At 64.4% G+C, this 24674-nt stretch carries 22 protein-coding genes; 12 read left to right on the forward strand and 10 right to left on the reverse strand.

The features are described 5' to 3' along the window. Positions 1-5: 5 nt before the first annotated feature. The 3 genes from HAP40_RS11265 to HAP40_RS11275 all read left to right on the forward strand — a co-directional run bounded on the left by HAP40_RS11265 (position 6) and on the right by HAP40_RS11275 (position 5126). A complete protein-coding gene (locus HAP40_RS11265) occupies positions 6-623 on the forward strand; it encodes a hypothetical protein (protein ID WP_166817735.1) in 618 nt (205 codons plus the stop codon). A gap of 95 nt (positions 624-718) precedes the next feature. Beyond that, complete coding sequence (locus tag HAP40_RS11270; RefSeq protein WP_246741125.1) at positions 719-1945, forward strand: efflux RND transporter periplasmic adaptor subunit; 1227 nt, start codon at positions 719-721, stop codon at positions 1943-1945. A 1-nt stretch (position 1946) separates the two neighbouring features. Next, the gene (locus HAP40_RS11275) at positions 1947-5126 is read left to right on the forward strand and encodes an efflux RND transporter permease subunit (protein WP_166817734.1); all 3180 of its coding nucleotides are present in this window, start codon (positions 1947-1949) and stop codon (positions 5124-5126) included. 176 nt (positions 5127-5302) lie between these two features. Here the strand turns inward: HAP40_RS11275 and HAP40_RS11280 are convergent, their stop codons facing one another. Both HAP40_RS11280 and HAP40_RS11285 read right to left on the reverse strand, forming a co-directional pair. After that, positions 5303-6550, reverse strand: coding sequence for an MFS transporter (locus HAP40_RS11280; protein ID WP_166817733.1), 1248 nt, complete (start codon positions 6548-6550; stop codon positions 5303-5305). A gap of 107 nt (positions 6551-6657) precedes the next feature. Further along, entirely contained in the window at positions 6658-8175 is a 1518-nt protein-coding gene (locus HAP40_RS11285) for a CYTH and CHAD domain-containing protein (RefSeq protein WP_166817732.1), read from the reverse strand. A 177-nt stretch (positions 8176-8352) separates the two neighbouring features. On the opposite strand from HAP40_RS11285, the gene HAP40_RS11290 reads away from it, so the two are divergent. Then, on the forward strand, positions 8353-8490 hold the full coding sequence (locus HAP40_RS11290; RefSeq protein ID WP_166817731.1) for a hypothetical protein: 138 nt from the start codon (positions 8353-8355) through the stop codon (positions 8488-8490). A gap of 50 nt (positions 8491-8540) precedes the next feature. Continuing rightward, entirely contained in the window at positions 8541-8717 is a 177-nt protein-coding gene (locus tag HAP40_RS11295; RefSeq protein ID WP_166817730.1) for a hypothetical protein, read from the forward strand. A 37-nt stretch (positions 8718-8754) separates the two neighbouring features. On the opposite strand, the gene HAP40_RS11300 is transcribed toward HAP40_RS11295, so the two are convergent. Both HAP40_RS11300 and HAP40_RS11305 read right to left on the reverse strand, forming a co-directional pair. Next, the gene (locus tag HAP40_RS11300) at positions 8755-9024 is read right to left on the reverse strand and encodes an HGGxSTG domain-containing protein (RefSeq protein ID WP_166817729.1); all 270 of its coding nucleotides are present in this window, start codon (positions 9022-9024) and stop codon (positions 8755-8757) included. After that, entirely contained in the window at positions 9021-9707 is a 687-nt protein-coding gene (locus HAP40_RS11305; RefSeq protein WP_246741124.1) for a hypothetical protein, read from the reverse strand. The genes HAP40_RS11300 and HAP40_RS11305 overlap by 4 nt, the downstream gene beginning before the upstream one ends. A 30-nt stretch (positions 9708-9737) precedes the next feature. On the opposite strand from HAP40_RS11305, the gene HAP40_RS11310 reads away from it, so the two are divergent. Together HAP40_RS11310 and HAP40_RS11315 are read left to right on the forward strand one after the other, a co-directional pair. Continuing rightward, on the forward strand, positions 9738-10193 hold the full coding sequence (locus HAP40_RS11310; RefSeq protein WP_166817728.1) for a hypothetical protein: 456 nt from the start codon (positions 9738-9740) through the stop codon (positions 10191-10193). Further along, positions 10145-11119, forward strand: a complete 975-nt coding sequence (locus tag HAP40_RS11315) for a Bug family tripartite tricarboxylate transporter substrate binding protein (RefSeq protein WP_166817727.1) — start codon at positions 10145-10147, stop codon at positions 11117-11119. The genes HAP40_RS11310 and HAP40_RS11315 overlap by 49 nt, the downstream gene beginning before the upstream one ends. A 5-nt stretch (positions 11120-11124) precedes the next feature. Here HAP40_RS11315 and HAP40_RS11320 read toward each other — a convergent pair whose 3' ends face one another. From HAP40_RS11320 to HAP40_RS11335, 4 genes are all read right to left on the reverse strand, one after another. Beyond that, positions 11125-13665 (reverse strand): branched-chain amino acid ABC transporter ATP-binding protein/permease, encoded by a 2541-nt coding sequence (locus tag HAP40_RS11320; protein ID WP_208024787.1) that lies wholly within the window; start codon positions 13663-13665, stop codon positions 11125-11127. Beyond that, positions 13662-14537 (reverse strand): branched-chain amino acid ABC transporter permease, encoded by an 876-nt coding sequence (locus tag HAP40_RS11325; protein WP_166817726.1) that lies wholly within the window; start codon positions 14535-14537, stop codon positions 13662-13664. The genes HAP40_RS11320 and HAP40_RS11325 overlap by 4 nt, the downstream gene beginning before the upstream one ends. A gap of 28 nt (positions 14538-14565) precedes the next feature. Continuing rightward, positions 14566-15810: an ABC transporter substrate-binding protein gene (locus tag HAP40_RS11330; RefSeq protein WP_166817725.1), complete on the reverse strand. Its 1245-nt coding sequence runs from the start codon at positions 15808-15810 to the stop codon at positions 14566-14568. Between the two features lie 139 nt (positions 15811-15949). Next, the gene (locus HAP40_RS11335; protein WP_334270974.1) at positions 15950-16861 is read right to left on the reverse strand and encodes an IclR family transcriptional regulator; all 912 of its coding nucleotides are present in this window, start codon (positions 16859-16861) and stop codon (positions 15950-15952) included. A gap of 224 nt (positions 16862-17085) precedes the next feature. Between HAP40_RS11335 and HAP40_RS11340 the strand changes: the two genes are divergently transcribed. Genes HAP40_RS11340 through HAP40_RS11350 form a run of 3 tightly spaced genes read left to right on the forward strand, consistent with a single transcriptional unit; the run spans position 17086 to position 20033 of the window. Further along, positions 17086-18885: a thiamine pyrophosphate-binding protein gene (locus tag HAP40_RS11340; protein WP_166817723.1), complete on the forward strand. Its 1800-nt coding sequence runs from the start codon at positions 17086-17088 to the stop codon at positions 18883-18885. 43 nt (positions 18886-18928) lie between these two features. Further along, positions 18929-19633, forward strand: a complete 705-nt coding sequence (locus tag HAP40_RS11345) for an SDR family oxidoreductase (RefSeq protein WP_166817722.1) — start codon at positions 18929-18931, stop codon at positions 19631-19633. A gap of 16 nt (positions 19634-19649) precedes the next feature. Then, positions 19650-20033 carry a cupin domain-containing protein gene (locus HAP40_RS11350; protein ID WP_166817721.1) on the forward strand — a complete coding sequence of 128 codons (384 nt, stop codon included), beginning with the start codon at positions 19650-19652 and terminating at the stop codon, positions 20031-20033. A gap of 19 nt (positions 20034-20052) precedes the next feature. Here HAP40_RS11350 and HAP40_RS11355 read toward each other — a convergent pair whose 3' ends face one another. Next, the gene (locus tag HAP40_RS11355) at positions 20053-20511 is read right to left on the reverse strand and encodes an NUDIX domain-containing protein (RefSeq protein WP_166817720.1); all 459 of its coding nucleotides are present in this window, start codon (positions 20509-20511) and stop codon (positions 20053-20055) included. A gap of 110 nt (positions 20512-20621) precedes the next feature. Here HAP40_RS11355 and HAP40_RS11360 point away from each other — a divergent pair, with 110 nt between their 5' ends. Beyond that, positions 20622-21704, forward strand: a complete 1083-nt coding sequence (locus tag HAP40_RS11360; RefSeq protein WP_166817719.1) for a DUF1236 domain-containing protein — start codon at positions 20622-20624, stop codon at positions 21702-21704. A gap of 42 nt (positions 21705-21746) precedes the next feature. On the opposite strand, the gene HAP40_RS11365 is transcribed toward HAP40_RS11360, so the two are convergent. Next, the gene (locus HAP40_RS11365) at positions 21747-22709 is read right to left on the reverse strand and encodes a lytic transglycosylase domain-containing protein (RefSeq protein WP_166817718.1); all 963 of its coding nucleotides are present in this window, start codon (positions 22707-22709) and stop codon (positions 21747-21749) included. A gap of 194 nt (positions 22710-22903) precedes the next feature. Between HAP40_RS11365 and HAP40_RS11370 the strand changes: the two genes are divergently transcribed. Then, positions 22904-23926, forward strand: a complete 1023-nt coding sequence (locus HAP40_RS11370) for a L,D-transpeptidase family protein (protein ID WP_166817717.1) — start codon at positions 22904-22906, stop codon at positions 23924-23926. Positions 23927-24674 lie beyond the last annotated feature (748 nt).

Here is a 24674-nt window from a genome sequence, read left to right on the forward strand (position 1 = left end):
TGCGCATGGTGGCGAATACGGCGACGGCTGCCGCGATCCGCCGGCCGGGAGCATGCCTGCCGCAAATCGCTTTTCCGCGTGATCTAGTTCCTGCACTCCGAACTGTGCGAGCACAAGTTCGATTGCGCGAGCTTGGAGAAGTCCTCGGTCGCGATGAATACGAGAAGACCGAGCAGCACCATCGCTGCGATGTTCGAGCGCATGCTGGCGCCATTCTCCGCAGCGTGGCGATCTCGTTCAAACTTCGAGAGATCGAGCATGCGAAGGATGTCGTCGGATCGCACGTCGTCGATCCGATCTCCGCCGTCTCCCGATCGCGTTCGAAACGGTATGACATTTCCCCGATGGTCGGGCTGATCGGCTTTCATGTTGCGCCTCAAACGACAGTTCGCGTCGCCATCAAGATTATGATGATAGGCCCGGCTTTGGCTGGACGTTCCATAAATTCCTGGCCGCTGGCGCAATTGCGCGTGATGCCGCGGCAATCGTTCTCGCGCGCATTCCGATTGTTTCCGTCTGTTGCTTGCCTCGTTGGATGTCTTCGCCAGCCCGGAAGATTCGCGAGCTCGGAATTGATCGGTGCTCGATTTGCGCACTCGCGTTTTCGCCGCGATCAAACATGACGGTTTGTACAGAATGTCGCACGCAATCGTTATTTTGAGGCCGAGATGTTGTCCGCGATACTTTCCATTCAAAGCATGTGAAATCGAAGAGTTAGATGGCCATCAACCTGAAAAGGCGACCGAAGCTCAGCGCCACGCTGCTTGGAATCTTTGCACTGGCCGCGGTGGCGTTTGGCTTGTGGTATGAGCTCCTCGGGAGCGTCAAGCCGGTCGAAGCGGCCGCTCAGAGCGCGTCCAGTCAGGCTGCTGTCAGGATTCCCGTGACCTCGTTCGAGGTGAAGAAGACCGACTTTCCCGTGCACACCTATGGTCTCGGTGTCGTCTCGCCGTTCAGGACGGTGACGGTCAAGAGCCGTGTCGACGGTCAGATCACGAAGGTGTTCTTCAAACAGGGGCAGATGGTGAAGGAGGGCGATCCGCTGCTGCAGATCGATCAACGCCCCTTTACCGCGGCGCTGGAGCAGGCCGTGGCGAAGAAGGCCCAGGACGAGGCGAGCCTGAGGAACGACCAGCTGAACCTGGAGCGATTTCAGAAGCTGGCGAAACAGCAATTCGAGACCCAGCAAAATCTCGATACCCAGCAGGCGCTGGTCGATCAGATGACGGCGCAGGTGAAGGGCGACCAGGCCGCCATCGACAACGCGCAGACCAATCTGGGTTACACCTCGATCAAGGCGCCGATCAGCGGACGAATGGGCTTCCGGCTGGTCGACCCCGGCAACATCGTGCATGCCGCGGATACGACGGGCATCGTCACCATCGCCCAGCTGCAGCCGATCGCCGTGCAGTTCACGGAACCGGAAGACCAGTTGCAAGCCATCGCCAAGGCCTTCGCGGCCGGCGAGGTGCCCGTCGAGGCGCTGTCCTCGGACGGAACGCGAACCCTGTCGCATGGCAGGCTCGCGATCATGGACAATTCGGTGAACCAGGCGACCGGGACGATCGGTCTGAAAGCGCGTTTCGACAACACGGACAACGCGCTGTGGCCCGGCCTGTCCGTCAACACGCGGATGCTGGTCGACACGCTCAGGCAGGTCGTCGTCGTGCCGCAGGACGGCGTGCAGCACGGGCCGTCCGGCCTGTTCGCGTATGTGATCGGCGACAATGGCAAGGTCAGCGCCAGGCCGATCAAGGTCAGTGAAAGCGGCGATGCGAATGCCGTGGTGTCCGAAGGCCTGAACGTCGGCGACAGGATCGTGGTGGCCGGACAGTCGCGCTTGTTCGAGGGCGCCTTGGTGGACGACAAGCCGCTGGTCGCCGCGGCCGCGCCGATGACGCATGCGAGCGCCGCCACCCGGGCCAGGGCCGGATCGGCTGACTGACATGGCTGGCGGCATCTCGGCTCCCTTCATTCGCCTGCCCATCGCGACGTCGCTACTGATGGTCGGCATTCTCTTCGTCGGGATCATCGCCTATCCGCAATTGCCGGTGGCACCGCTGCCGGAAGTGGACTTCCCCACAATTCAGGTCTCCGCCAGTCTTCCCGGCGCGGATCCCGAGACCATGGCGTCCTCGGTGGCGCAACCGCTCGAATCGCAGTTCGCGCTGATCCCCGGCGTCTCGGAGATGACGTCGTCGAGCCAGACCAGCTCGACCCAGATCGTTCTGCAGTTCGATCTTTCGCGCAACATCGACGGGGCGGGCTCCGACGTGCTTGCCGCCATCAATGCCGCGAGCGGGCAATTGCCCAAGACGATGCCCAGCGCTCCGACCTACAGGAAGGTCAATCCGGCGGACTCGCCCATCCTCCTGCTTGGCGCCACGTCGAAGACGCTGCCGATGACCCAGGTGTCGGACGAAGCCTACACCAAGCTCGCGCAAGCGATCAGCCATATCAGCGGCGTCGGCCAGGTCAGTGTCGGTGGACAGCAGGCTCCGTCGATCCGCGTCCAGGTCGATCCCGCCAAGCTGGTCGCCAAAGGCCTGTCGCTGGAAGACATCCGGGCCCCGCTCTCGGTGATCACGGTCAACAATCCCAAGGGCACCCTCAACGGGGACACCCGCACCTACACTGTCTATGCCAACGACCAGTTCACCAAGGCCGAGGCCTGGAACGACATCGTCATTGCCTATCGCAACGGCAGTCCCGTCCGCGTCGGCGACATCGGCCATGCCGTCAGTGCGCCGCTGGACAATACCCAGTACGGCTGGGCCGACGGCAAGCCCGGGGTCTTTCTGGTCATCTTCAAGCAGCCCGGCGCCAACGTCATCGATACCGTCGACAATGTGATGAAGCAGCTGCCGCACCTGGAGGCGGGCATTTCGCCCGCCATCGACATCAAGGTGTTGTCGGACCGCACGCAGACCATCCGGGCGGCCGTGAAGGACGTGCAGTTCACGCTGCTCCTGACGATCGGCCTCGTCGTCATGGTGATCTTCGTTTTTCTCCGCAGCGTGTGGGCCACCATCATCCCGTCGGTCACGGTGCCGCTCGCGCTGCTGGGCGCCTGCGCGCTGATGTGGGTGGCCGGATACAGCCTCGACAATCTGTCGCTGATGGCGCTCACCATCGCAGTCGGCTTCGTGGTCGACGACGCCATCGTGATGCTGGAGAACATCACCCGGTACATCGAGGAAGGCGAGTCGCCGATGGCCGCCGCGGTCAAGGGCGCGGGCGAGATCGGGTTCACGATCATCTCGATCTCCGTCTCGCTGATCGCGGTCCTGATTCCGTTGCTGCTGATGAGCGGCATCATCGGCCGCCTGTTCCGTGAGTTCTCGGTGACGCTCGCGATGACGATCGTCGTGTCGGCCTTCGTGTCGTTGACGTTGACGCCGATGATGGCCTCGCGCTTCCTCAAATCGCACGACGAGGAGCATCACGGCAGGCTATACATGCTCAGCGAGCGGATGTTCCAGGGCCTGGTCAACGGTTATGAACGCGGCCTCGACCTCGTGCTGCGCTTCCGCTTCGCCACCTTGATGGTGTTCTTTGCGACGATAGCCCTGACGGTCTATCTGTTCGTGATCATCCCCAAGGGGTTCTTTCCGCAGCAGGATACCGGACTGATTACCGGAATTGTCGAAACGTCGCAGGACGTGTCGATCGCGGACATGGCGAAGCACATGCAGGAGATGGGAGCGATCGTGCTGAAGGATCCGGCGATCGCCCACATGGCCATGCGCATGGGCGGCAGCGGCAACACGCTCAACGACGGCAACATGTACATCACCTTGAAGCCGCGGGACGAGCGCACGGCGTCGGCCGACCAGGTCATCCGTCGCCTGCAGGCGCAGACGGCGAAGGTTGAGGGCGCGCGTCTCTATCTGCAGTCGGCGCAGGACGTTCGCGTCGGCGGCCGGGCCTCCCGCACGCAATATCAGTTCACCTTGCAGTCGACCGACATTGACCAGCTGAACACATGGGCCCCTAGGCTGCTCGACAAGATGAAGCAGATGCCTGAATTGCGCGACGTCGCTTCGGATCAGCAGACGTCGGGCACCACGCTGACGCTGTCGATCGACCGCAATCAAGCGGCCCGTTTCGGGATCACCCCCGACGTCATCGACGCCACGCTGTATGACGCATTCGGGCAGCGGGAAATCGCGACCTATTCCACCCAATTGTCCACCTACTACGTCGTCCTCGAGGTGCTGCCCTCGCTGCAGAAAAATCCGTCCACGCTGGAGCAGATCTATCTGCGTTCCCCGACGACGGGCGGTGAGGTGCCGTTGTCGGCCTTCGCGAAGTGGACCACGGCGCCGGTGCGGCCGCTGGCCATCAATCATCAGGGCCAGTTTCCGGCGGTGACGATCTCCTTCAACCTCGCTCCCAATATCGCGCTCGGCCAGGCGACGCAGGCGATCGATGCGATGGAAAGGCAGATGAACGTGCCGGCCGCCATCACCTCCACATTCCAGGGAACGGCGAAGGCGTTCCAGGAGTCGCTCTCCTCGGTGCCCCTCTTGATCGTAGCGGCGCTGATCGTGGTGTATCTCATCCTCGGTGTGCTCTACGAGAGCTACATTCACCCTCTGACGATCCTGTCGACCCTGCCGTCGGCCGGGGTCGGCGCTCTGGCGACGCTCCTCATTTTCCACTTCGATTTCAGCCTGATCGGGCTGATCGCGCTGGTGCTGCTGATCGGCATCGTCAAGAAGAACGGCATCATGCTGGTCGACTTTGCGATCGTGGCGGAGCGGGATCAGGGCATGTCACCGGTCGAAGCCATTCGCCGGGCATGCCTGCTGCGCTTCCGTCCGATTCTCATGACCACGATGGCGGCTGTGCTCGGCGGCGTGCCGCTGATGCTGGGCCACGGGACCGGCTCGGAGCTCCGTCAACCGCTCGGCTACGCCATGGTCGGCGGTCTCCTGGTCAGCCAGGTCCTGACGCTTTTCACCACGCCGGTGGTCTATCTCTATCTCGACCGCGTCTCGCAATGGCTCAATCCAGACCGACACAAAGGCGATCGTCAAGACGAGGGTGTTGTCGACAACGGTGATCTCGACATCGTCGACAGGATACCCCGGAAGACATCCAAGGTCCTTGCAGCGCAGTGAGCGTTCACAGGACCCGCCACGGCTGCGATGCGCGATGTCCGTTGAACTGCTGCCGATGACGGCCCGGCAGATTTCGAAATGGTGCCGGTGCCGTCCCTGGCCGTCCCTGGCCGTCCCTTGCCCTCCCTTGCCCGCGCGGTGACGGCGTGCTTCCGCTGGCGGGCGGAGCGCGCCACCTATGGGCTTGGCGAGGTGTAAGCCAGGAAGATCAACACGCCGAGTGCCAGCATGGCCGCCATGAACAGCAGCACGGCCGGCAGTCCCGCGAGCGCGGCCACCGCGCCGGTCACGGACTGCATCAGGGCTGCGCCGAGAAAGAATGCGAGGTTCACCGCCGCAAGCGCCTTGCCCGCAGTCTGCGCATCGACCAGCTGCCGGGACATGCCGAACAGCAGCGGCTGGGCGGATGTCGCAAGGCCGATGAGCACGAACAGCACGAGGTCGTATTGCGGCGGCATCACGGGCACCCCCCACAGCGCGGAGACGGCGTAGTGCGGCGCGCCAAGCGCCATCAGCGCCAATAGCAGCGCGCCGACCATATGCGTGCCCGCCACCAGCGCCCGGCGGCGGCCCAGCCTGCGGTCGATCATGCCGATGCAGAGGGGGCCGGCGATCATCGCCAGCGTGAACGCGCCGAGCTGGTTGCCGGCCTCGAGCCGCGACAGGTCCTTGATCTGCATCAGCCACGGCCCGCCCCACAGGCCGCGCAGCACCAGCGAGGTCGCCAGCGACACCAGCGCCAGCGCGATCAGGCCGCGCAAGGGCCGCGACAGGCCGAGCCTGAGCACCTCGATCATCTGCGACAGCGGCGAGGAGTCGTCCTTGTGCTCGGCCGCCTGGTGCGGCACCAGCGCGAACACGGCGAGCGCCACCGCGACGCCGCCGAGGGCCGAGATGAAGAATCCGGCGCGCCAGCCCCAGGCGTCGACCACGAAAGCGAGCGGGCTCGACGACAGCAGCATGCCGATATTGCCGATCGAGAGGATCGCGCCCGACCACAGGCCGAACCGCGCTGCCGATAATTGCTTGGCCGCCAGCGTCATCGGGCACATCAGCATGCCGGAGGTGGCAACGCCGAGCAGCACCTGGCCGACCGCAAAGCTCGCAGGCCCGGTGGCAAATCCCGACGCGATGGCGCCGATCACGGTTCCCACCAGCAGGCTGAGCGAAACGGGACGCACGCCGAAGCGATCCATCGCCGCGCCGACCGGAATCTGCGCGGCGGCGAAGGCGAAGGGATAGACCGAGGTGAGGCTGGCCAGCGCCTGCGGCTCCATGCGGAAGTCCGCCGCCATCAGATCGAGGCTCACGGCCGGAATGGTGCGCAGCAGGGTCGAGAGCATGTGCCCGCAGGCCAGCGCAAGCAGTGCAAAGATCAGCGCGCGGGTGGCATCGCCCGCTTCATCCGTGGTAGCGGCCGTCATGAGCGTCCCGTCCCGAGAAGATTTCGGATCGGCCTACATGATCGCGGGCCGGTCGCCAATGGCGGCAGCGGGACCCCCTCATTCCGGAATGTGGCTACTCTGCTGTCCTACGCTCGCGCGTACGGCACCGCGCGCAGCCGGCGCAATCGATGCAGCTCCCTTGCGGCGTCCTTCATCAGGCCGGCGGCGGCCTCGCGTTCCTGTCCGACGATGACGCCCGACGCGAAAGCCTGGGCGCGGCGATTCGCGGGCGGTGCCGTCAGCGCAGCCTCCGTCGCAAGCTCGCGGTGCGACATGAAGTCGTTCAGCGATCCCAGCGCGGATTGAATCTGCTTCAGCCGGCCGGAAAGAGCCGCAAGCTCCTTCCGGTCGCCGTCGCCATAGAGGCTCTCGAAGAAGTCGGCGGCATAGCGAATCTTCTTGATCTTGATCCGCAGCTTGTGGCGCTGCATCGGGTCGAGATCGTTCAGATGCTTGCCCTGCTTGCGCGCCTTCCTGATGCGCCGATCGAGAATCTCCGCGGCGTAGGCGGCGATCGAGCCGTCGTCGGCGGCGCGATGTCGTCCGCCTTCGATCCACTCGATCACGTCGATCAGCAGGCGGCGGTAACGCGCCGACATGACCGCCCCGCGTGCGCGCTCGAATGCCGTCACCCGTTGTCGGGAGAACCTCTTGCGGATCGCGCGGGCGCCGCGTCGCGGCACGCCCTGCTTGGTGATCGGCCGAATGCTCTCATTCAGGAACACGTCGATTTCACGCGCCGGCGCCAGCTCGCCCGTCAGCCATTTCAGCTCGGCCTTGATCCGCGCGGTGCTTGCCCGCGGCAGGATATCGGCGAACAGCGAGATGGCCGCACGCAGGCGCCGCACGCCGACGCGCATCTGATGGACTCCTTCGGCGTCGATGTCGCGCACCGGATCGGCATTCGCCGCGACGTGACGCAGCGTCGAATGGGCGATGATTCGGAACGCCTCGCGCGGCGACAGGCCGGCCTTCAGTTCGATCGGCCCGGCGCGTTGCGCGCCACCGCCGCCCGCGACGAGCATGAAACCTTGTTCGGCCTTGGAGCGCAGATCGAGCTCCGCACCCGCTTTGCGTTCGAGATCGCGGGCAAGGCGGAACAGGTCAGCAATATGTCCGGACTTCAGTTCGAGCTCCAGCTCGGCAACGGGCCGCACCCGGCGGCCGGCGCTGATGCGGCCGCGGTCGACTGCAAGTTCAATCTGGCTGTTCCGGACGCGCCGCGCCTGCGCCATGCGACGAATTTCGGTCTGGAACACAGGCTTCAGCTTGCGGGGAAGCTTCCGGGTCGCAAGCTCCCGGAGCGGCGTATGCCTCGTCTTCTTGAGGTCGGGCCGTGCACCGGAAACCTCGTGCTCCCATTCGCCCCGCGTCAAGCTGCCCGCGCCGGCCGCTTTCACGGTCTGAACATAGCGATCCTTGATCTTGCGGACGCGCAAGGTCAGGCCGTGGCGTCTGAGCTTATGGGTGGTGGTGTCGTAGTAGGTCGACACGAGCGATTGCTCGGACTGGTGGCCGCGTCGCCCGCTCAGACCGCCCTTCCGCAACACTGACGACAACTTACCCGGCGCAACGCGGAATTTCAGTTCCGTTTCGGCGGCCATCACGAACTCTTCCTCTGCCGAGTCCAATGTGGTGTCAGCGCGGGAAGTTCCGACACTGCGGGCATTTCGATCGGGACGCATCGCCGCAAGATCATCGAAACTTCACGGAACCCTGGGCGCGCATGATCAATTGGAGCAGCAACCGTGAGCTTCACTTGCGCATTGAAGGAGGGGCCCTTGAGCCGCATGAACACAATCGCGATCCTTGTCATCGCGCTCGTCCCCACCGTCGGCGCCGCCGCGCTCTACCGTGTGGATAGCGGCCAGGGAGGCCGCGCCAGCCAGGCGGATACGGCGAGGAAGGCATCGGATTGAGCGGACCAATACAACTTTGGAAAGAAGAAGCCATGAGGAAAGGAGATCTCATGAAGAAGCCCGCGATCCACCCAGACGACTTCCCGGTCAAGGCGGACGAGACCACGGTCAAGACCAACAAGGGCAAGCCACTTGCGGATGCGGAAAGTGAGCCCGTGGCGGAGGACATTGCCGATCGTCTCAACGAGCAGGCTTACCGCGAGGAGCACGATCGCTGGTCGCCGTGACATTGAGACTGACCCAATCGCCGAGTCGCGATGCAGCCTACTTTAACTCGCTCAGAAGCTTCCATGCTTCATCCAGCAGGACCTCAATCTGCCGTCGCTCGGCGATGCCGTCCTTTGTGAACATTCCATGCCTTCGCGCATTCTGGTTGCCGCGCGGCGCACCCGATCTCCGGGCGCCGCCGTGCATGCGGCAGCGGGCCTTACCGTGCATTGCCGGCGCGCGACAGAGGGTGTCGTCGCGCGTCCGTGCGCCGCAGCGGGGGCTCGACTGCATGGCCTCCGTATTGCGGACGTGATCGCTGCTCATGCGACGGTGCCGTTCTCCATGCAAGGCTCGATCCAAGGCTCGATGCAAGGCTCGTCTTTCCCGCCCGGGCGGTCGCGGCCTGCGGCCGCTTCCGCATTCGCAGCCGCGTCAATCGGCCGTGCCTTCGCAACGATCACGCTCCCATGCTGCGTGACGTTCCCGACGATCGCGCTGCCGCCGTCCTGCACCGAGACGTTCTGCACCGTGATGGCGCGCTCGCCATTGCTGCGGTGGCGGCCGAGGGCGTCGATCTGGGCCGCGAAGGTGCGGGCCAGCCGGGTCAATGCGCGGGTGATGCCTTCCTGCTGCTGAAGATTGTCGGTGAACGCGAGGCGGCAGGCCGAGCGCATTGCAGCGACGTGGACGGACACCATCTGCGCCACCAGCATGGCTTCGACGGAATCCCTCGGCGCGATGCTCTTCATCATCGAGATCATGAAGGCGAGGTTGGCCTCGTTGGGTTTCTGCTCGATCACGCTGGCCTTGAGCAATTGCTTGAGGATGCCGTGCAGCGCGTCGCGATCGACGGCACCGAGCGCATCGGCCAGCAGCCGCTCGCCGGCTTGCGCGTCGGAATGCAGGATCATCAGGCGCCGTCGGGTGAGCTTGATCCGGGGCGTGGGCCTGCCGCGGTCCGTTGCCGCGGTCGGTGACGTGTTGGTGCAATCGAGAGATGTCGTCATGGTCTGGGGTCCTCTGCCGGAGGTGCGTGGTTGTTGCGCGCAGCCGATCGCGCGCGTGTTGCGCGGCTGTTGCGATTTTCAGATGTGGATGAAGGGTTTACGCGTGATCAGATCGAGGCCGCCCAGGCTGGAATAGCCTCGACGCTCACGATTGTCGCGATGATGCCATTCTGCCCGTGTTTTGCCCGACGTGTCAACTCGGATTTCGCAATGTCCGAAACGGCGGAATCTGCGCAAGTCTTTGATCCGGTAGCGGCCGGCTACTGTGCATGGGGTTGTTTTCGCATTTTTTGTTGCGGAGCCGCTCTATCGTGCCGCGCGGCGGAATGCCGGCGCGCAAACGCGATTGCCAATTCCGGCGCGACCGCTATTCATGATCGTGAGCGCGCCGCGCCAACAAGCATGCACAGTGCGCGACAGGCCCTGGGAGGGAACGAATGCAACGAACGCTTCGCCTGCTGGCGATTGTCGCCGGATTGTGCGTGACGACGCAGGCCCTCGCGCAGAAATACCCGTCGCGTCCGGTCAAGATCGTGGTCGGCTTCAGCGCAGGCGGTCCGGTCGACGTCGTCGCGCGCATCGTCGGTGATCGGCTCAGCAACAAGCTCGGCCAGCCTTTCGTGGTCGAGAACCGCGCCGGCGCCAACGGCATGATCGCGGCCGAGGGGGTCGCGCGTGCGGATGCGGACGGCTACACCATCCTCGCCTGCAACTCGTCCACGATCACGCTCAACAAGACGCTGTTCAAGGATATCCGCTACGATCCGGAAAAAGACTTCGCGCCGCTCACCACCGTGGTCTCAGCGCCGCTGGTCCTCGTCGTCAATCCCGAGAATCCCAAGACCGCTGCTATCAAGACCGTCGCCGATCTCGTCGCCGCGGCAAAGGCCGCGCCCGGGGCGCTCGCTTACGGCTCGGGCGGAAACGGCAATCTCGCCCATCTCGCCATGGAGCTGCTCGGCCAGAAGGCCGGCATCAAGATGATCCATGTTCCGTATCGCGGCGGCTCAGCCGCCGAGGTCGGCATCCTCGCGCAGGAGGTGCTGGCCGTGTTCGATCCGCTCTCCGCCGTGCCGCTGGTCAAGGCCGGCAAGCTGCGCGCGCTGGCGGTGTCGTCAGCCGAGCGGCTGCCATCGCTGCCTGACGTGCCGACCGTCGCGGAAGCCGGCTATCCCGGCTTCGACATCTCGTTCTGGGTCGGCTTCTTCATGCCGAAGGCAACGCCGGCGCCGATCCTGGAGACGCTGCACCGGGAGATCGTCGCAGCCGCCAAGGATCCGGCGGCCGAGGAGAAGCTCGGCTCGCAGGGCGTCGTGTCCGTGCTCGGCCCCACTGAGTACGCCGCCAAGATCGCGAAAGAAACGAAGGAGCTCGCCGAGGTCGTCGTCGCCGCGAACATCAAGGCGGAGTAGGGGAACTAGAGCCACAGAATCTGCTTGCGATAGCCGAGATCGTCGAGCAGCGGCGCCGCCGGTCCCTGGTGGAACACGGCGCCGCGCTCGAGCGCGAAGACGCGGTCGGCCAGCGCCAGCACGAGGTCGAGATTGTGCTCCACGATCACGATCGACATTTTTTCGCGGAGCTGGTCGAACACCCCAAACAGTTCCAGCGTCACCGTCGGCGCGAGGCCCTCGAACGGCTCGTCGAGCAGCAAGAGGCGGACATTGCCCGACATCGCGCGGGCGACCGCGACCATCTGCTGCTCGCCGCCGGAGAGATAGTCGGCGGCGACGTTCATGCGCTCCTTCAAGCGCGGAAAATAGTGCAGGATCTGCTCCTCGTCCCAGACCACGCCATCGCCGCCGTCGGTCTTGCGCGCGAGGCGCCCGAGCGCGAGGTTCTCGCGCACGGTCATGCCGGCAAACAGGCCGCGCCCCTGCGGCACATAGCCGACGCCGCGGCGCGCGATGTCGGGCGCCGGGAGGCGTGCCAGATCGGTGCCGCGATAGTCGATGGTGCCGGATGACGCCGGCACCAGGCCGGCGATGGATTTGAGCAGCGTCGACTTGCCCGCGCCGTTGCGGCCGAGCAGTGCGACGATCTCGCCCTCGCGCACGTCGAGCGCGGCGTCGTTGAGGATGTGGCTCTTGCCGTAGAACGTGTTGACGCCGTCGAGACGCAGCACGGTGTCGCGCTCGCCGGCCGCCTCGCTGCTGCGCCGGTGCTCGACGGCGGGAATGCCCTTGCCGGTGTAGATCTCCTGCACGCGCAGATCCGCCCGCACCGCTTTGGGGCAGTCGGACATCAGCACCTCGCCCTGGTTCATCACGGTCACGATCTGGGAGAAGCCGAGCACGCGGTCGATGTCATGCTCGACGATCAGCACGGGAATGTTCGCCGCAATGTTCTTGACGAGGTTGGACACGCGTTCGCGTTCGGCCGCGGCAAGACCTGCGAGCGGCTCGTCCAGCAGCAGCACCTGCGGCTTGCTGCCCAGTGCGATGCCGAGATCGACCAGCCTTTGCCCGCCATAGGAGAGCTCGCCGCCCTCGATCTCCTCGATGCCTTCGAGGCCGAGGAATCTGACCAGTGCGGCGGTCTCGGCGTGGATGTCGTCATAGGCGTCGATGTCGTTCCAGATGTTGAAGCGCATCGGCCGCCGCGCCTGCAGCGAGAGGCGGAGGTTCTCGTAGATTGTGAGCCCGCGAAACAGGTTGGTGATCTGGAACGAACGCGCCAGCCCCTGGTGGCAGATCAGGTTCGCAGGCACGCCGGCGATGTCGCGGCCCTGAAGACGGATCGTGCCCTGGTCGGGGGCATAGAGGCCTGAGACGAGGTTGAACAGCGTGGTCTTGCCGGCGCCGTTCGGACCGATCAGCGCGTGGATCTCGCCGGCGGCGACCGTGATGCTCGCATTCTCGACCGCGCGGATGCCGCCGAACTTGCGGGAGACGCCGCTGACCTCCAGCACGGTGCCTTGCAACGCCTCCGGCCGCAGGAAGTCGGGCAGCGGCAAGCCCTCATAGATCTTGCGCCGGCTCATGGCGGCCGTCTCTTCCGCAGGCGGACGCAAGCGCCGCATGATCAGCGCGCCGATGCCGACGAGACCTCCGGGCGAATACATCACGAAGGCCACGAAGGTGAGGCCGAACCAGAACAGCCAATCCGACGTCCAGATCGAGAACAGCTCGCGGAACAGGATGAAGAACAGCGCGCCGAGCGCGGGGCCGAGCAGGCTGCGCATGCCGCCGATGACGACCATCGCCAGCAGCTCTCCGGCGAACGGCACCGAGACGGCCTCGGCCGAGACCAGATAGTTCAGGAAGCCGATCAGCACGCCCGCAACGCCGGTGACGACGGCGGAGATCACGAACACGGCGAGCTTGTAGCGCTCGACCGGATAGCCCTGAAAGCTGGCGCGCAACTGGTTCTCGCGGATCGCGACCAGCACATGCCCGAACGGCGAGCGGACCAGGCGCATGAGCACATAGAGCGTGGCGAGCCCGATCACGGCGACCACCACGTAATAGTTGAGCGCGTTGTCGAGATCGACAGGTCCGATTGCGCCGCGCTTCAGTCCGCCGAGCCCATCCTCGCCGCCGGTGAGGCTCGTCCAGCGGAAGGCGGTGGTGTAGGCGAGAGCGGCGAGCGCCAGCGTCAGCAGCGAGAAATACACGCCGCGCCGGCGTAGGATCAGCATGCCGATGACGGTGGACGCTATCGCGACGACGACCATCGATCCGAGCAGCGGCAGCCAGATCTCGCTGGAGGCGAGGTGGAGCTGGATCAGCCCCGCGGCATAGGCGCCGATGCCGAACCAGGCGCTGTGTCCGAACGAGACGAGGCCGGTATAGCCGATGCAGAGGTTGAGCCCCATGGTCGCGATCGCGAGGGCGACGATCCAGGTGCCGGTGTTCAGCGACAGGCCGAAGGCCCTGAGCAGGAAAGGCAGCGCGACGACCGCAACAGTCGCGATCAGCAGCGGCCTCAGCCTGTCGATGGCAGACATGCGGCTCATTCGAACTTCTCGATGCGTTCGCCGAGCAGGCCGCGCGGGCGCACCAGCAGCACCAGGAACATCAGGATGTAGATCGAGGCTTCGCCTGCGGCAGGCGCAAAGTGAATGGCGATGCCGCGCACCACGCCGACGAGGAGGGCGGCGATGACGACGCCCCAGAAACTGCCGAGGCCGCCGATCACGACCACGACGAAGGCGACCGTCATGATCTCGGCGCCCATCGCCGGATGCACCGTCGTGATCGGTGCGAAGAAGGCGCCGCCGAGTGCGGCCATGCCGACGCCGAGCATCACGATCGCGGTCATGTAGGGCTGCAGGCGGATGCCGAGGGCCGCGACCATGTCCGGGCGCTGGATGCCGGCGCGCACCACGCGTCCGAACGAGGTCTTTTGCAGCAGCAGCCAGATGCCGAGCAGGATCGCCGCCACGACGGCGAGGATGAGCAGGCGATAGCGCGAGAACAGGAAGTCGCCGACGATGACCGAGCCGCGAAAGCTCTGCGGGATCTCGGTCGACACGGGCGCCGCGCCCCAGATCATGCGGATCGCCTGTTCTGCGACCATCGCAAGACCGAAGGTGACGAGCAGGCTCAGGATCGGGTCGGCGCTGTAGAAGCGGCGCAGGATGAAGCGTTCGAAGAGAATTCCGAGCAGGGCGACCGCGAACGGGGAGACCACCACGGACGCGCCGAAGCCGAGGCGCTTCGTCAACTCGACGCAGACATAGGCGCCGAGCGCATAGAAGGCGCCGTGCGCGAGATTGACGATGCCGCCGACCGAGAAGATCAGCGACAGGCCGAGCGCGATGAGCAGGTAATAGCCTCCGAGCACGAGGCCATTGACCACCTGTTCCAGCAAGAACTCGAACTGCATGTTGCGTCCTTGCGGCGCGAAAGGCGCGTCAGGCCTTCATCTCGCAGGGGTTCTGCTCTCTGGTCGGATAGATCTGCTCCAGCGGATCGTTTGCCGCCGGCACCGCATCGCCCAGCACCAGCATGTCCCATTGGTCCTTCATCTGGTCCTTGGGCTTGACCGTGAACGGATAGGCCTCTTGCACCAGCTGGTGATCCCAGGCGCGGAAATAGGCCTTGCGCGCCTTCATGATGTCGAACTGGGTCTGCTTCTCGAAATAGGCGATCAACTCGCCGCTGTCGGTCGACTTCGTGGCGTTGATCGCCTCCGCCAGCAGCTTGAGCGTCACATATTCGATCCAGGCGTGGTTCTCTGGCGGCTTGCCGTATTTCTTGGTGAAGGCCGCGACGAAGGCCAGCGAGGCTGGATTGTTCAGCGTGTGGTACCAGACCGTCGGCCAGGTGCCGCTGAGATTGCCGGCGCCCGCGGCCCAGGCATCGCCGGTGTTGAGGTTGAAGCCGACCAGCGGATAGGGCAGGCCGAACTCGGCATATTGCTTGACGAGGTTGGTGACCTGGTTGCCGGCGAGGTTGCAGCAGACCACGTCGGGCTTGGCCTGCCGCACCTTGAGCAAATACGGGCTGAAGTCGGTGACGTCGGTCGCGATCAGCTCGTCGCCGATCAGGTTGGCCTCGTGCGCGCCGAAGAAGCCCTTTGCCGCCTTCAACAGGTCATGGCCGAAGATGTAGTCGGCCGTCAGCGTGAAGAACTTCTTGCCCTTCACCATGCCCTTCTGCGACAGCGCGGTGCCGACCGCGTTCACCATCACGGTGTTGGGGATGTCGCAATGGAAGGAATATTTGTTGCAGTTCTTGCCGCGCAGCGCGTCCGAGCGCGCGCCGGTCGAGAAGAACACCTTGTTGTTGCGCTCGGCGACCTGCATGATGGTGAGCGAGGAGGCCGAGGAGATTTCGCCCAGCAGGACGACAGCGCCGTCCTGCTCCAGCATGCGCTGCGCCTTGGTCGATGCGGTTGCCGGGTTGATCGAGTCCTCCGAGATGAGGTCGATCTGCTTGCCCATGACGCCGCCGGATGCGTTGATCTCCTCGGCCGCAAGCTTCACGCCAAGCTGCGCATAGCTGCCGATCACGCCGAGAAAGCCGGTGAGCGGCGTCAGGTGGCCGATCCGGATCTTCTCGGCCCGCGCTCTCACAATTGCGGGAAATCCCAGTGCAGACGCGCCGACCAAGGCTGCGCCCGCCCGTAACACCGTCCGTCGCGGGTAGCGGATCATGTCTGTCTCCTCCCGGGTGCATCGTGTCTCTCTTCAAATCGGGCATCCGATATTGTGAGAGGTGTTTTTCTAATGCTGGAGGATAATCCCGAACGCCATTGCCGGTGTCAACCGGCAAATTCGACGCTTGTGCGCCTTCCTAGACTTTCTGCTTGAACGCCTGGTGCGCCCGACCCTTGGCGCCGAATTCGGCCGAGAGCTGGTCGGCGGCGGCTTGCACGATCTGCGCGCCGGCATGCAGCGCCTGGTTGGAGAGCCGCCAGATCGGCCCGGAAATGCCGAGTGCGCCAACCACCTGCCCGGTGAAATCGGTCACGGGCACGGCGACGCAGCGCACTTCCGGATTGAACTCGCCGTCGTCGAAGGCGACGCCGGTGCGCTGCACTTCGGCGATCTCGCGCATCAGCACGCCGGCATCGGTGATGGACTTCGGCGTCGATGGCTTCAGCTCCGCGCGATCGAGGAATCGTTTGAGTTGATCGGGCCGGAGCGAAGCCAGGATGATCTTGCCGAGCGCTGTGCAATGGGCCGGACGCACCACGCCGACGCGGTCGGTCAGCTGGAACGCGCCGGGACCGCTGGTGCGGGCGATGACGATGACGGCATCGCCCATCCGCACGGCAAAATGGCTGCTTTCGCTGGTCTGGCGCGATAGCTCCTCCAGCACGGGGGTTGCGACATTGACCATCTCGATCTCGTCGAGCGCGCTCGCCGCGAGGGCGAACAAGGGCCGGCCGATGCGGTAGCGCTTGTTGTCTTTCTCCTGACGGAGGTAGCCGAGCGAAACCAGCGTCTTGGCCAGATGGAAGGTGGTCGAGTTGTGCAGGCCGACCAGCTTGCTGAGTTCCGCAAGCCCGATGCCCTCGCGATGGCGGGCGACTTCCTCGAGGATGGAGAAGGCGCGGCCCAGCGACTGGACGCCGCCACCGCGCTGCTTGTCGTCGGCCTCATCGTCGCCATCGGCCCTGGGGGCGGGGACCAGCTCGGCGATCGCAGTCTTGCGCGGGCTCGCGGGCTTTTCGCTTGTGGTGGGCTTGGTGCGCGATCTCAAGGACAAGGCCCCTCTGGCAAATCCGTCATGACTCGGTGCCTCGACAGTAGCACGCAAGCTTGCGGCCGTCGGAACCGAGTCCGCATTCTCGCTGGAATTAGCCTACCACAATATAAATTGACGTACAGCATTATGAGAAATAGGGTGAGCGCGGGCCCAACGACGACCGCACCGCATTCTCCGCTCCGGTCCACAAGAAGTCGTGGCCGCGAGGGAGACGGTTGATGTCGAAGAACATGCTCAATGGCGCCCAGGTCATCGTCGACTATCTGATCCAGGAGAAAGTGCCGCAGGTGTTCGGCCTGTGCGGCCACGGCAACATCCAGTTCATCGACGCGTTGTATGAGCGCTCATCCGAGATCAAGACGATCTCCGTGCATCACGAGAGCGTCGCCGGCTTCATGGCCGACGTCTATTACCGCGTCTCCGGCAAGCCGACGGCGACCTTCACCTCGTGCGGGCCGGGCTCGGCCAACCTGCCGATCTCGCTGGCCAACGCCTTCCTCGATTCCGTGCCGTTCATGGCGATCACCGGCAACGTGCCGACCAGCCAGTTCAACCGCGGCGCGTTCCAGGAGATGTACCGGCATCACCAGGCCGACTTCCCGTCCACCGTGCGCACGATCTGCAAGAAGGTGTTCCAGCCGACGCGCGGCGAGATGGTGCCGCTCGCGGTGCGACAGGCCTGGAAGACCATGATCACGGGGCGGCCGGGGCCCGTCGTGGTCGACGTGCCCTTCGACGTCTTCATGGAATCGGCGGCCGAGGAGGCGCCGAAGGCGATCGAGTGGAACGCGAACATCTCGAGCCGCTGCGGTGCCGATCCCGATGGCGTCGAGAAGGCCGTCGACATGCTGCTGTCGGCCGAGAGGCCGGTGATGCTGGTCGGGCAGGGCGTCCGCTATGGCGGGGCCGCCGACGAATTGCGCAAGCTTGCCGAGCGTCTTCAGATTCCGGTGGCGGCATCGGCCAGCGGGCTCGGCGCGCTCGACGTCAACCATCCGCTGGCGCTCGGCCTCGTCGCGCGCGCCGGGCACTATCAGGCCAATCACGCGACGCGTCAGGCCGACGTGTTGCTCGCGCTCGGCGTCCGCTTCGACGACCGTACCTCGAGCTCCTGGATTCCCGGTTATTCTTTCACGATCCCACCGACGAGGCTGATCCACGTCGATATCGACCCCGAGGAGATCGGCCGCAACTATCCCGTCGCGCTCGGATTGATGGCCGACGTCCGCACCTTCCTGCGCCAGGTGCACGCCGAGCTCGATCGCCGCGACAATCTCTTCAAGAAGTCAGACGCGCGCAAGAAATGGCTGGCGCAGATCGATGGCTATCGCAAGGAGTGGGACAAGTTCGTCGCGCCCGGCTTTTCCGACGATTCGACGCCGATCAATCCGCAGCGCGCGGCTGCCGAGATCGACAAGGCGCTGCCGGAGGATGCCATCCTCGTCTCCGACATCGGCGTGCATCACAATTGGCTGCTCGGCTTCTGCAAGCCGAAGCGGCCGGACTCGCTGATCGGTTCGATGGGATTTGGCCCGATGGGCTTCGGCGTCGCCGGCGTGATGGGCGCGAAGTTCGCCGCGCCCGATCGCCCCTGCGTCTCCGTATGCGGCGATGGCGCCTTCTTCATGCATGCCAATGTGCTGGGCACGGCGGTCGAGTACAATCTGCCCGTGGTCTGGGTGGTCTGGAACAATTACGCCTATGCCTCGATCCGCGGGCTTCAGCGCGGCTATCTCGGCGGCCGCGAGCTTGCCACCGACTTCAAGCACCCCGAGACGGGAGAACGCTACAATCCGGATTTCGCGGCGATGGCGCGCTCGTGCGGAGTCGAGGGCGTGCGTGTCGATCGCGCCGCAGATCTCGGCGAGGCGATCCGCAAGGGCATTGCCGCGAACCGGCCCTATCTGATCGACGTCGACATCGCCGCCGACGTCAATCCGGCCGGCGCCGGCGTCTGGGAATTGCCGGGCCTCGGCCAGAGCAAGGCCGGCATCGGCACGCGCTTCCAGCCGGGCTGATCGTGCGGCCTCGCCAATCAAAGAGACTATCGGGAGATCGGGAATGACGTTCGCAGGCAAGAAGGTCGTCGTGGTCGGCGGTTCCTCCGGCATCGGCCTCGCCACGGCGGAGCTGGTGAAGCGAGAGGGAGCAGATGTCGTCATCGCCTCGCGCAGCGCCGCCAGGCTCGATCCCGTGGCGGAGCGGCTGAAAGTCACGGCTATTCCCACGGACGTCACCAGCGACCAGAGCGTCGCTGAACTGTTTCGGCGCACCGGTCCGGTCGATCACGTCGTGCTCACCGCGGCGCAGCTTCGCACCGGGCCGTTCAAGACCGTTGCGATGGACGACGTCCGCGCGACCATGGAAGGCAAGTTCTGGGGCGCCTGGCGCGTCGCGCGCGAGGCCGAGATCCGGCCCGGCGGCTCGCTGACGCTGGTCACCGGCTTTCTCAGCGTCCGGCCGCGGCCGAACTCGGCGATCATCAGCGCGGCGAATGGCGCGCTGGAATCGCTGACCCGCGCACTGGCGCTGGAGCTTGCGCCGGTGCGCGTCAACGCGGTCTCGCCCGGCGTGATCGATACGCCGATCCGGGCTGCGATGCCGGAGGCGGCGCGCAAAGAGATGCTGGCCAAGACCGCCGCCGCGCTGCCAGTCGGCCGGGTCGGCGCAGCCGAGGACATCGCGCAGCAGATCTCGAGCTTCATGGCGAACGGCTTTGCCACCGGCGCGATCGTCTATCTCGACGGCGGCGCGCTGGTGAATTGAGGAAGGGAGCACGATCATGGCCGATGACAGCAACGGCGCCTTCATCCGCAACATCGCCGAGGTGCCCTGGCGCGAATTCCCCAATCACTTCGGCGGCGCGCTGTCGAAGCCGCTGGTGATGCCGGAGACCGCGGGCTCGCGCCGCATCGACTATCGCATCTCGATGTACCAGCCGATGGCCTATGTCGCGCGCCACCATCACAAGGTGCAGGAGCAGGTCTATCACGTGCTCGACGGCGAGGGGCTGATGGAGATATCAGGCAAGAACCATGTCGTGCGCAAGCACGACGTGATCTTTCTACCGCCCGGCGTCGAGCACGCGATCTCCAATTCGGGCCTCACCGATCTCGTCTTCCTGGTGGTGACCTCGCCGGTGACGGACGACGACAAGCCGGTGTGAATGGCGCGTCGCGACGCGCCTATTCGCCGGCCAGCTGCGCCAGCCGATCAAGCAGCGGGCGTTGCCCTGCATTGATCCTCGTATGCGCCTTTTCGAGCGCGAACCATTCGGCACGGTCGACCTCCGGAAAAGTCTGCCGTTTGCCGCTGCGTGGCGGCCATTCCATCTCGAAATTGTTGCTGCGAATGCTGCTCGTGTCGATGTCGAGCTCGGCAGCGAACGCGGTGACGAGCTTGCCCCCGCGCTGCTTGACCTGACCAAGCGCGGTCAGCGGTACGGTCAGCTCGAGCCCAAGCTCTTCGGCAAACTCCCGCCGCGCGGCGATTTCCGCATCTTCCTCGTCCGCATACTCGCCCTTCGGGATCGACCATGCGCCGAGATCCTTGTTGCGCCAGAACGGTCCTCCGGGATGAACGAGGAGAACCTCGAGGCTTCCGCGCTTCCGATAGGCGATGATCCCGGCACTCTTCGATGGCATCGCAGGTTCCGTGCGGGCGCGGCGGTCGACTCTTCAGATCGGGAAAAAGTGGAACCACGCGCTCTAGCGCAGGTTACCAGCCAACATTCATCTGATGAAGGGAGTGATCCATGATCCGCTTGTTGGCAACCACCGCCTTGAGCCTGGTGCTGGCGAATGCCGCCCTTGCGCAATCGCCTAGCACCGGCACGAAATCCGAGCAGACACCGCCATCCCAGTCGAACTCCACCTCGCCGTCCACCACCTCGCCGTCCGGCGCGACGAGCCCGCAGCAGACCACATCGCAGCCGCAGCAAGCACCCTCGACTGGAACATCGACACAGAACACGCAGAGCAGCCCGCCGTCATCAGGAACGGCCAATTCCGGCTCCGGCACGTCCAACAATGCCGCGAACAGCACGGACACGTCGCGGCCGCAGAGCGGCACGGCAAGCTCGAACACGACCGGCAACCAGCCAGCGACCCAGCAGAGCGCCAACCCGCCGCCGGCCAATAACAATCAAGCCCAGCAGCCTGCTGCATCCGGGACCAACCAGGCTCAGCAGGCGCCGACTGCGCCAGCCGGCAATCAGGCGCAGGGCGAGCGGTCCGGAACCAATTCCCAGGCGGCTGCCCGGACCGACGTCAATCTCAACAAGCAGCAGGAAACCAGGATCAGCACGTCGGTCTCGCGCCTGAACGTTCGGCCGCTGACCAGCGTCAATTTCTCGCTGAATGTCGGCACGGTTGTGCCGCGCGATGTGCATCTGTCGACACTGCCGCCCGACGTCGTCGAGATCGTGCCGCAATATCGCGGCTACAGCTTCGCGCTGGTGAAGGATGAGATCGTCGTGGTCGATCCTGCGACCTACAAGATCGTGACGGTGCTGCCCTATTCGGGGCAGTCCACCGCAACGACGACGACCACGCGCGAGCGCAGCGCCAGCAAGTTCTCCGATCGCGATCGCGACACGATCCGCAAGCATGCGAAGACGCGTACCGAGGGACGCAAGGAGGTGCGGACGACCGGGAGCACCGCACGTTCTGAGATCCGCGTCGGTGATCGTCTTCCCGACAGCGTGGAGGTCGAGGAATTCCCGAGCACGGTCTATCGGGACGCGCCGGACCTGCGGGAATACCGCTACATCCACCGCGACACCCGGACCTACGTCATCGAGCCGCGCGAGCGGCGCGTGATCGAGGAGATCGACTAGCCCAATGGATGTCGGAGCCACTCGCGCGGGTGGCTCCGGCCTTTAGCCTGACGGCCGTTCGCGTGATGCGAGGCGAACCGCGCGGGTCTTCGCGCCTTGTCCGGCTGCGCGCGCTGCAATCATGCTGCGCGCCTTGCCGGTGCCGGTGGCGTTCTTCCGAAGCAGGATTGCGAACCGCTTGCGCGCACGGCTCGTCGTGAGGCGTGCGGCGAACTGCTCAGCCTTGCGAATGATGGTCGTGACCGAAGGCGTCAGGTTGACCGGAACCCAGGCCACGTCCTTGGCCTTTGAGAGGCTGCCAACTCCTTCGCAGGGTGCCTCGCGCGGCAGGTCGATCCGGATCGCAAGCGCCTCGGCGCGCGCGGTCCAGTCCTCGGCCCTGGTGCCGGTGATGATGCGGACATAGTCGCGCGTCTCGCGCGGCAGCTCGCTCTCCTTGGCTAGCCACTTCTGGATGCGGCCCGGGCCCGCATTGTAGGCAGCGGCAGCAAGGCCGAGATTGCCGAAATCGTCGCGGAGCTTGCGCAGGAATTTCGCCGATGCCGGCAGCGCCTTCATCGGATCGAAGGGATCATCGAGCCCGACTTCGGCGGCCGTTCCCGGCATGAATTGCGCGACGCCCTGCGCGCCGGCGTGGCTGACCTCGTTGGACTTGAAGCGGCTCTCCTGCCAGATCAGGCGCGCGAAGAACGGCACCGGAATGCCGCTGGCTTCGGCAGCTTCGCGAAGCGCATGACAGAATTTGTCTGTCGGCGAAACCGGCCCCTCGGCGACAGGCTCGATCGCGCGCGGCGGCTCGATTGTTTCCTCATATGCAGCACGAGCGTTGGCGACATCGATGGCCTGCACGCTGGCGAGGAAGAGTTCGACCACAGGAACAAGTGGCGAGGCATGATTGTTCTTGAGAACGGCGGTGTCGAAAGTTGATGTTTGGCGTGACGCCGACGGATCGAGGTCGCACATCAGAATCAGGAACGCGGCGCAAGCCGCGACGACGAATCGCATTGCTGGGGCAACCTCGAACTGTGGGATGAACGGCCGACGATGCGCCGGCGATAGGACGTTCTTAACCTTCCGATTGCGGCGAAGCTGCGATCCCGCCGGTTCTTTCGGTGTTACTACGGTGTTCCCGGAGAGAAACTGCCCGCAGGTTTGCGGATCATTGTTTGTGGCATTGTCGGCAAATGGAACGAACGATCATGATGCGATGGATGCTTGGCGCGGCAATGTCGCTGTGGTTCATTTGCCCGGTGCTCGCGGGTAATCTCGATGCGAATGCGGTGAATGACGCCGCGCGTCCCGAAAAGCAGCCGGCAGCGGACAAGATCAGCGCGGTGGTGACGAAGCTTCAGATTTTGCTCGACCGCGCGCAATTCTCTCCCGGCCAGATCGACGGCAAGCTCGGCGACAACGCGCTGAAGGCGCTGAAGAGGTTCGCCGAGCAGAACGGTATCGGCCTCGACAAGGCGATCGCTCCGGAACTCTGGGACAGGCTGAACGCTGCGAGCGAAGGTCCTGTCCTCGTCGACTACAAGATCGCCGACGCGGATGTGAAGGGGCCGTTTCTCAAGAAGCTGCCGGCCAGGCTCGATGACATGAAGTCGCTGGAGGCGCTGAGCTACACCAGTCCGCTCGAAGGGCTCGCGGAAAAATTCCACATGAGCGAAGAGCTGTTGAAATCGCTCAATCCGGGGAAGGCTTTCGACAGGGCGGGCGAGACGATCAGCGTGGCCAATTTGCCGGCGCGACGCGAGCTTCCTCGCATCGTTCGCCTCGAGATCGACAAGGCGCGCGCGACGCTGAGCGCCTACGACAGCTCTGGTCGTCTGGTCGCGTTCTATCCGGCGTCAATCGGCAGTCCGGATCGCCCGACGCCGACGGGGACGCTGAAGGTCACCGCCACCAACGAGCAGCCGACCTATCGCTACAATCCCGAGTACAAGTTCAAGAGCGTGAAATCAAAGAAGCCCTTCGACATCAAACCGGGTCCGAACAACCCTGTGGGCGCGTACTGGATCGGCCTGTCGGCGCAGGGCTACGGGATTCACGGCACGGCAGAGCCCGACAAGGTCAGCAAGTCGGCATCCCACGGCTGCGTCAGGCTCACCAACTGGGACGCGCGTGTGATCGGCGAGAACGTCAAGCGCGGCATACAAGTCGACTTCCTCGATGCGCCGACGGACACGTCCTCGAAGCAGCAGGGCAGGCGAGCCTCCAACTAGGCCGTGTACCTATAAACTCCAGCGTCTCACGTGACGGGTGACTACATCCGCTTTGCTCCCATAGCGACCAAGTTTCGTGCGGCAGCGCAATATGTCGCGATAGGCACGTGTGGACAACGTTTGATCGAGGCCGGCTGCTGGAGCAGCTGCAACCGGCAGCGAAGAGATCAGTTGACTGGAGCGATGGGCACTACCGGACAAAGACCGGCAGTTTCAGATCAAGATCGTCCCTCTCCGTGATGACGGCTGGGCGACTTATGCCCGCGCAATTTGCGACGGATTTCTAGCAAGATCGGCCCAGCCTTCAGCATGACACGGTCGCTGCAACGGGACGCGCAATGGACCTACGGCGAGGTGCGGCGAGTTATGCAGGTTGCTTCTCGGTAGCGTCTGCTGCTTCGCCGAAAATCGATAGCCATTTTATAGAAGCTTATGAAAGCGTTAAATGATTGCAGCAATATTAAATGCATATTTTGAAAATTTGGAGGACACCGGTGTCCAAGGTGGTCGATTTCCCGCGCGGTCGAGGACGTTCTACATCTCATCCAGCTGTTCGTCGGATCCAAGGACTTACAAACGTCTTCTCTGAGCTGCGTGAAGCAGATCTTCAGACCCAACACGATATGCGGCGTGCTCTATGGATGCTCGATCTGACCAACAGGTGCGTTCAAATTATCCTGTCTGATTTTAAGGAGGATGCGTCTATCCTCCAGCTCACTCAGCAAGCGGAAGAACTAATCAATAGCGT

The sequence above is a fragment of the Bradyrhizobium sp. 1(2017) genome (genome assembly GCF_011602485.2).
Classification (GTDB): domain Bacteria; phylum Pseudomonadota; class Alphaproteobacteria; order Rhizobiales; family Xanthobacteraceae; genus Bradyrhizobium.

Bases quoted from the DNA above. Each gene is read 5' to 3' on its own strand.
- HAP40_RS11330 (WP_166817725.1), bottom strand. From the start codon at position 15,810: ATGATCCGCTACCCGCGACGGACGGTGTTACGGGCGGGCGCAGCCTTG.
- HAP40_RS11365 (WP_166817718.1), bottom strand. From the start codon at position 22,709: ATGCGATTCGTCGTCGCGGCTTGCGCCGCGTTCCTGATTCTGATGTGC.
- HAP40_RS11320 (WP_208024787.1), bottom strand. From the start codon at position 13,665: ATGAGCCGCATGTCTGCCATCGACAGGCTGAGGCCGCTGCTGATCGCG.
- HAP40_RS11315 (WP_166817727.1), top strand. From the start codon at position 10,145: ATGCAACGAACGCTTCGCCTGCTGGCGATTGTCGCCGGATTGTGCGTG.
- HAP40_RS11270 (WP_246741125.1), top strand. From the start codon at position 719: ATGGCCATCAACCTGAAAAGGCGACCGAAGCTCAGCGCCACGCTGCTT.
- HAP40_RS11305 (WP_246741124.1), bottom strand. From the start codon at position 9,707: ATGACGACATCTCTCGATTGCACCAACACGTCACCGACCGCGGCAACG.
- HAP40_RS11350 (WP_166817721.1), top strand. From the start codon at position 19,650: ATGGCCGATGACAGCAACGGCGCCTTCATCCGCAACATCGCCGAGGTG.
- HAP40_RS11275 (WP_166817734.1), top strand. From the start codon at position 1,947: ATGGCTGGCGGCATCTCGGCTCCCTTCATTCGCCTGCCCATCGCGACG.
- HAP40_RS11285 (WP_166817732.1), bottom strand. From the start codon at position 8,175: ATGGCCGCCGAAACGGAACTGAAATTCCGCGTTGCGCCGGGTAAGTTG.
- HAP40_RS11300 (WP_166817729.1), bottom strand. From the start codon at position 9,024: ATGAGCAGCGATCACGTCCGCAATACGGAGGCCATGCAGTCGAGCCCC.
- HAP40_RS11325 (WP_166817726.1), bottom strand. From the start codon at position 14,537: ATGCAGTTCGAGTTCTTGCTGGAACAGGTGGTCAATGGCCTCGTGCTC.
- HAP40_RS11340 (WP_166817723.1), top strand. From the start codon at position 17,086: ATGTCGAAGAACATGCTCAATGGCGCCCAGGTCATCGTCGACTATCTG.
- HAP40_RS11295 (WP_166817730.1), top strand. From the start codon at position 8,541: ATGAAGAAGCCCGCGATCCACCCAGACGACTTCCCGGTCAAGGCGGAC.
- HAP40_RS11370 (WP_166817717.1), top strand. From the start codon at position 22,904: ATGATGCGATGGATGCTTGGCGCGGCAATGTCGCTGTGGTTCATTTGC.
- HAP40_RS11360 (WP_166817719.1), top strand. From the start codon at position 20,622: ATGATCCGCTTGTTGGCAACCACCGCCTTGAGCCTGGTGCTGGCGAAT.
- HAP40_RS11265 (WP_166817735.1), top strand. From the start codon at position 6: ATGGTGGCGAATACGGCGACGGCTGCCGCGATCCGCCGGCCGGGAGCA.
- HAP40_RS11345 (WP_166817722.1), top strand. From the start codon at position 18,929: ATGACGTTCGCAGGCAAGAAGGTCGTCGTGGTCGGCGGTTCCTCCGGC.
- HAP40_RS11355 (WP_166817720.1), bottom strand. From the start codon at position 20,511: ATGCCATCGAAGAGTGCCGGGATCATCGCCTATCGGAAGCGCGGAAGC.
- HAP40_RS11280 (WP_166817733.1), bottom strand. From the start codon at position 6,550: ATGACGGCCGCTACCACGGATGAAGCGGGCGATGCCACCCGCGCGCTG.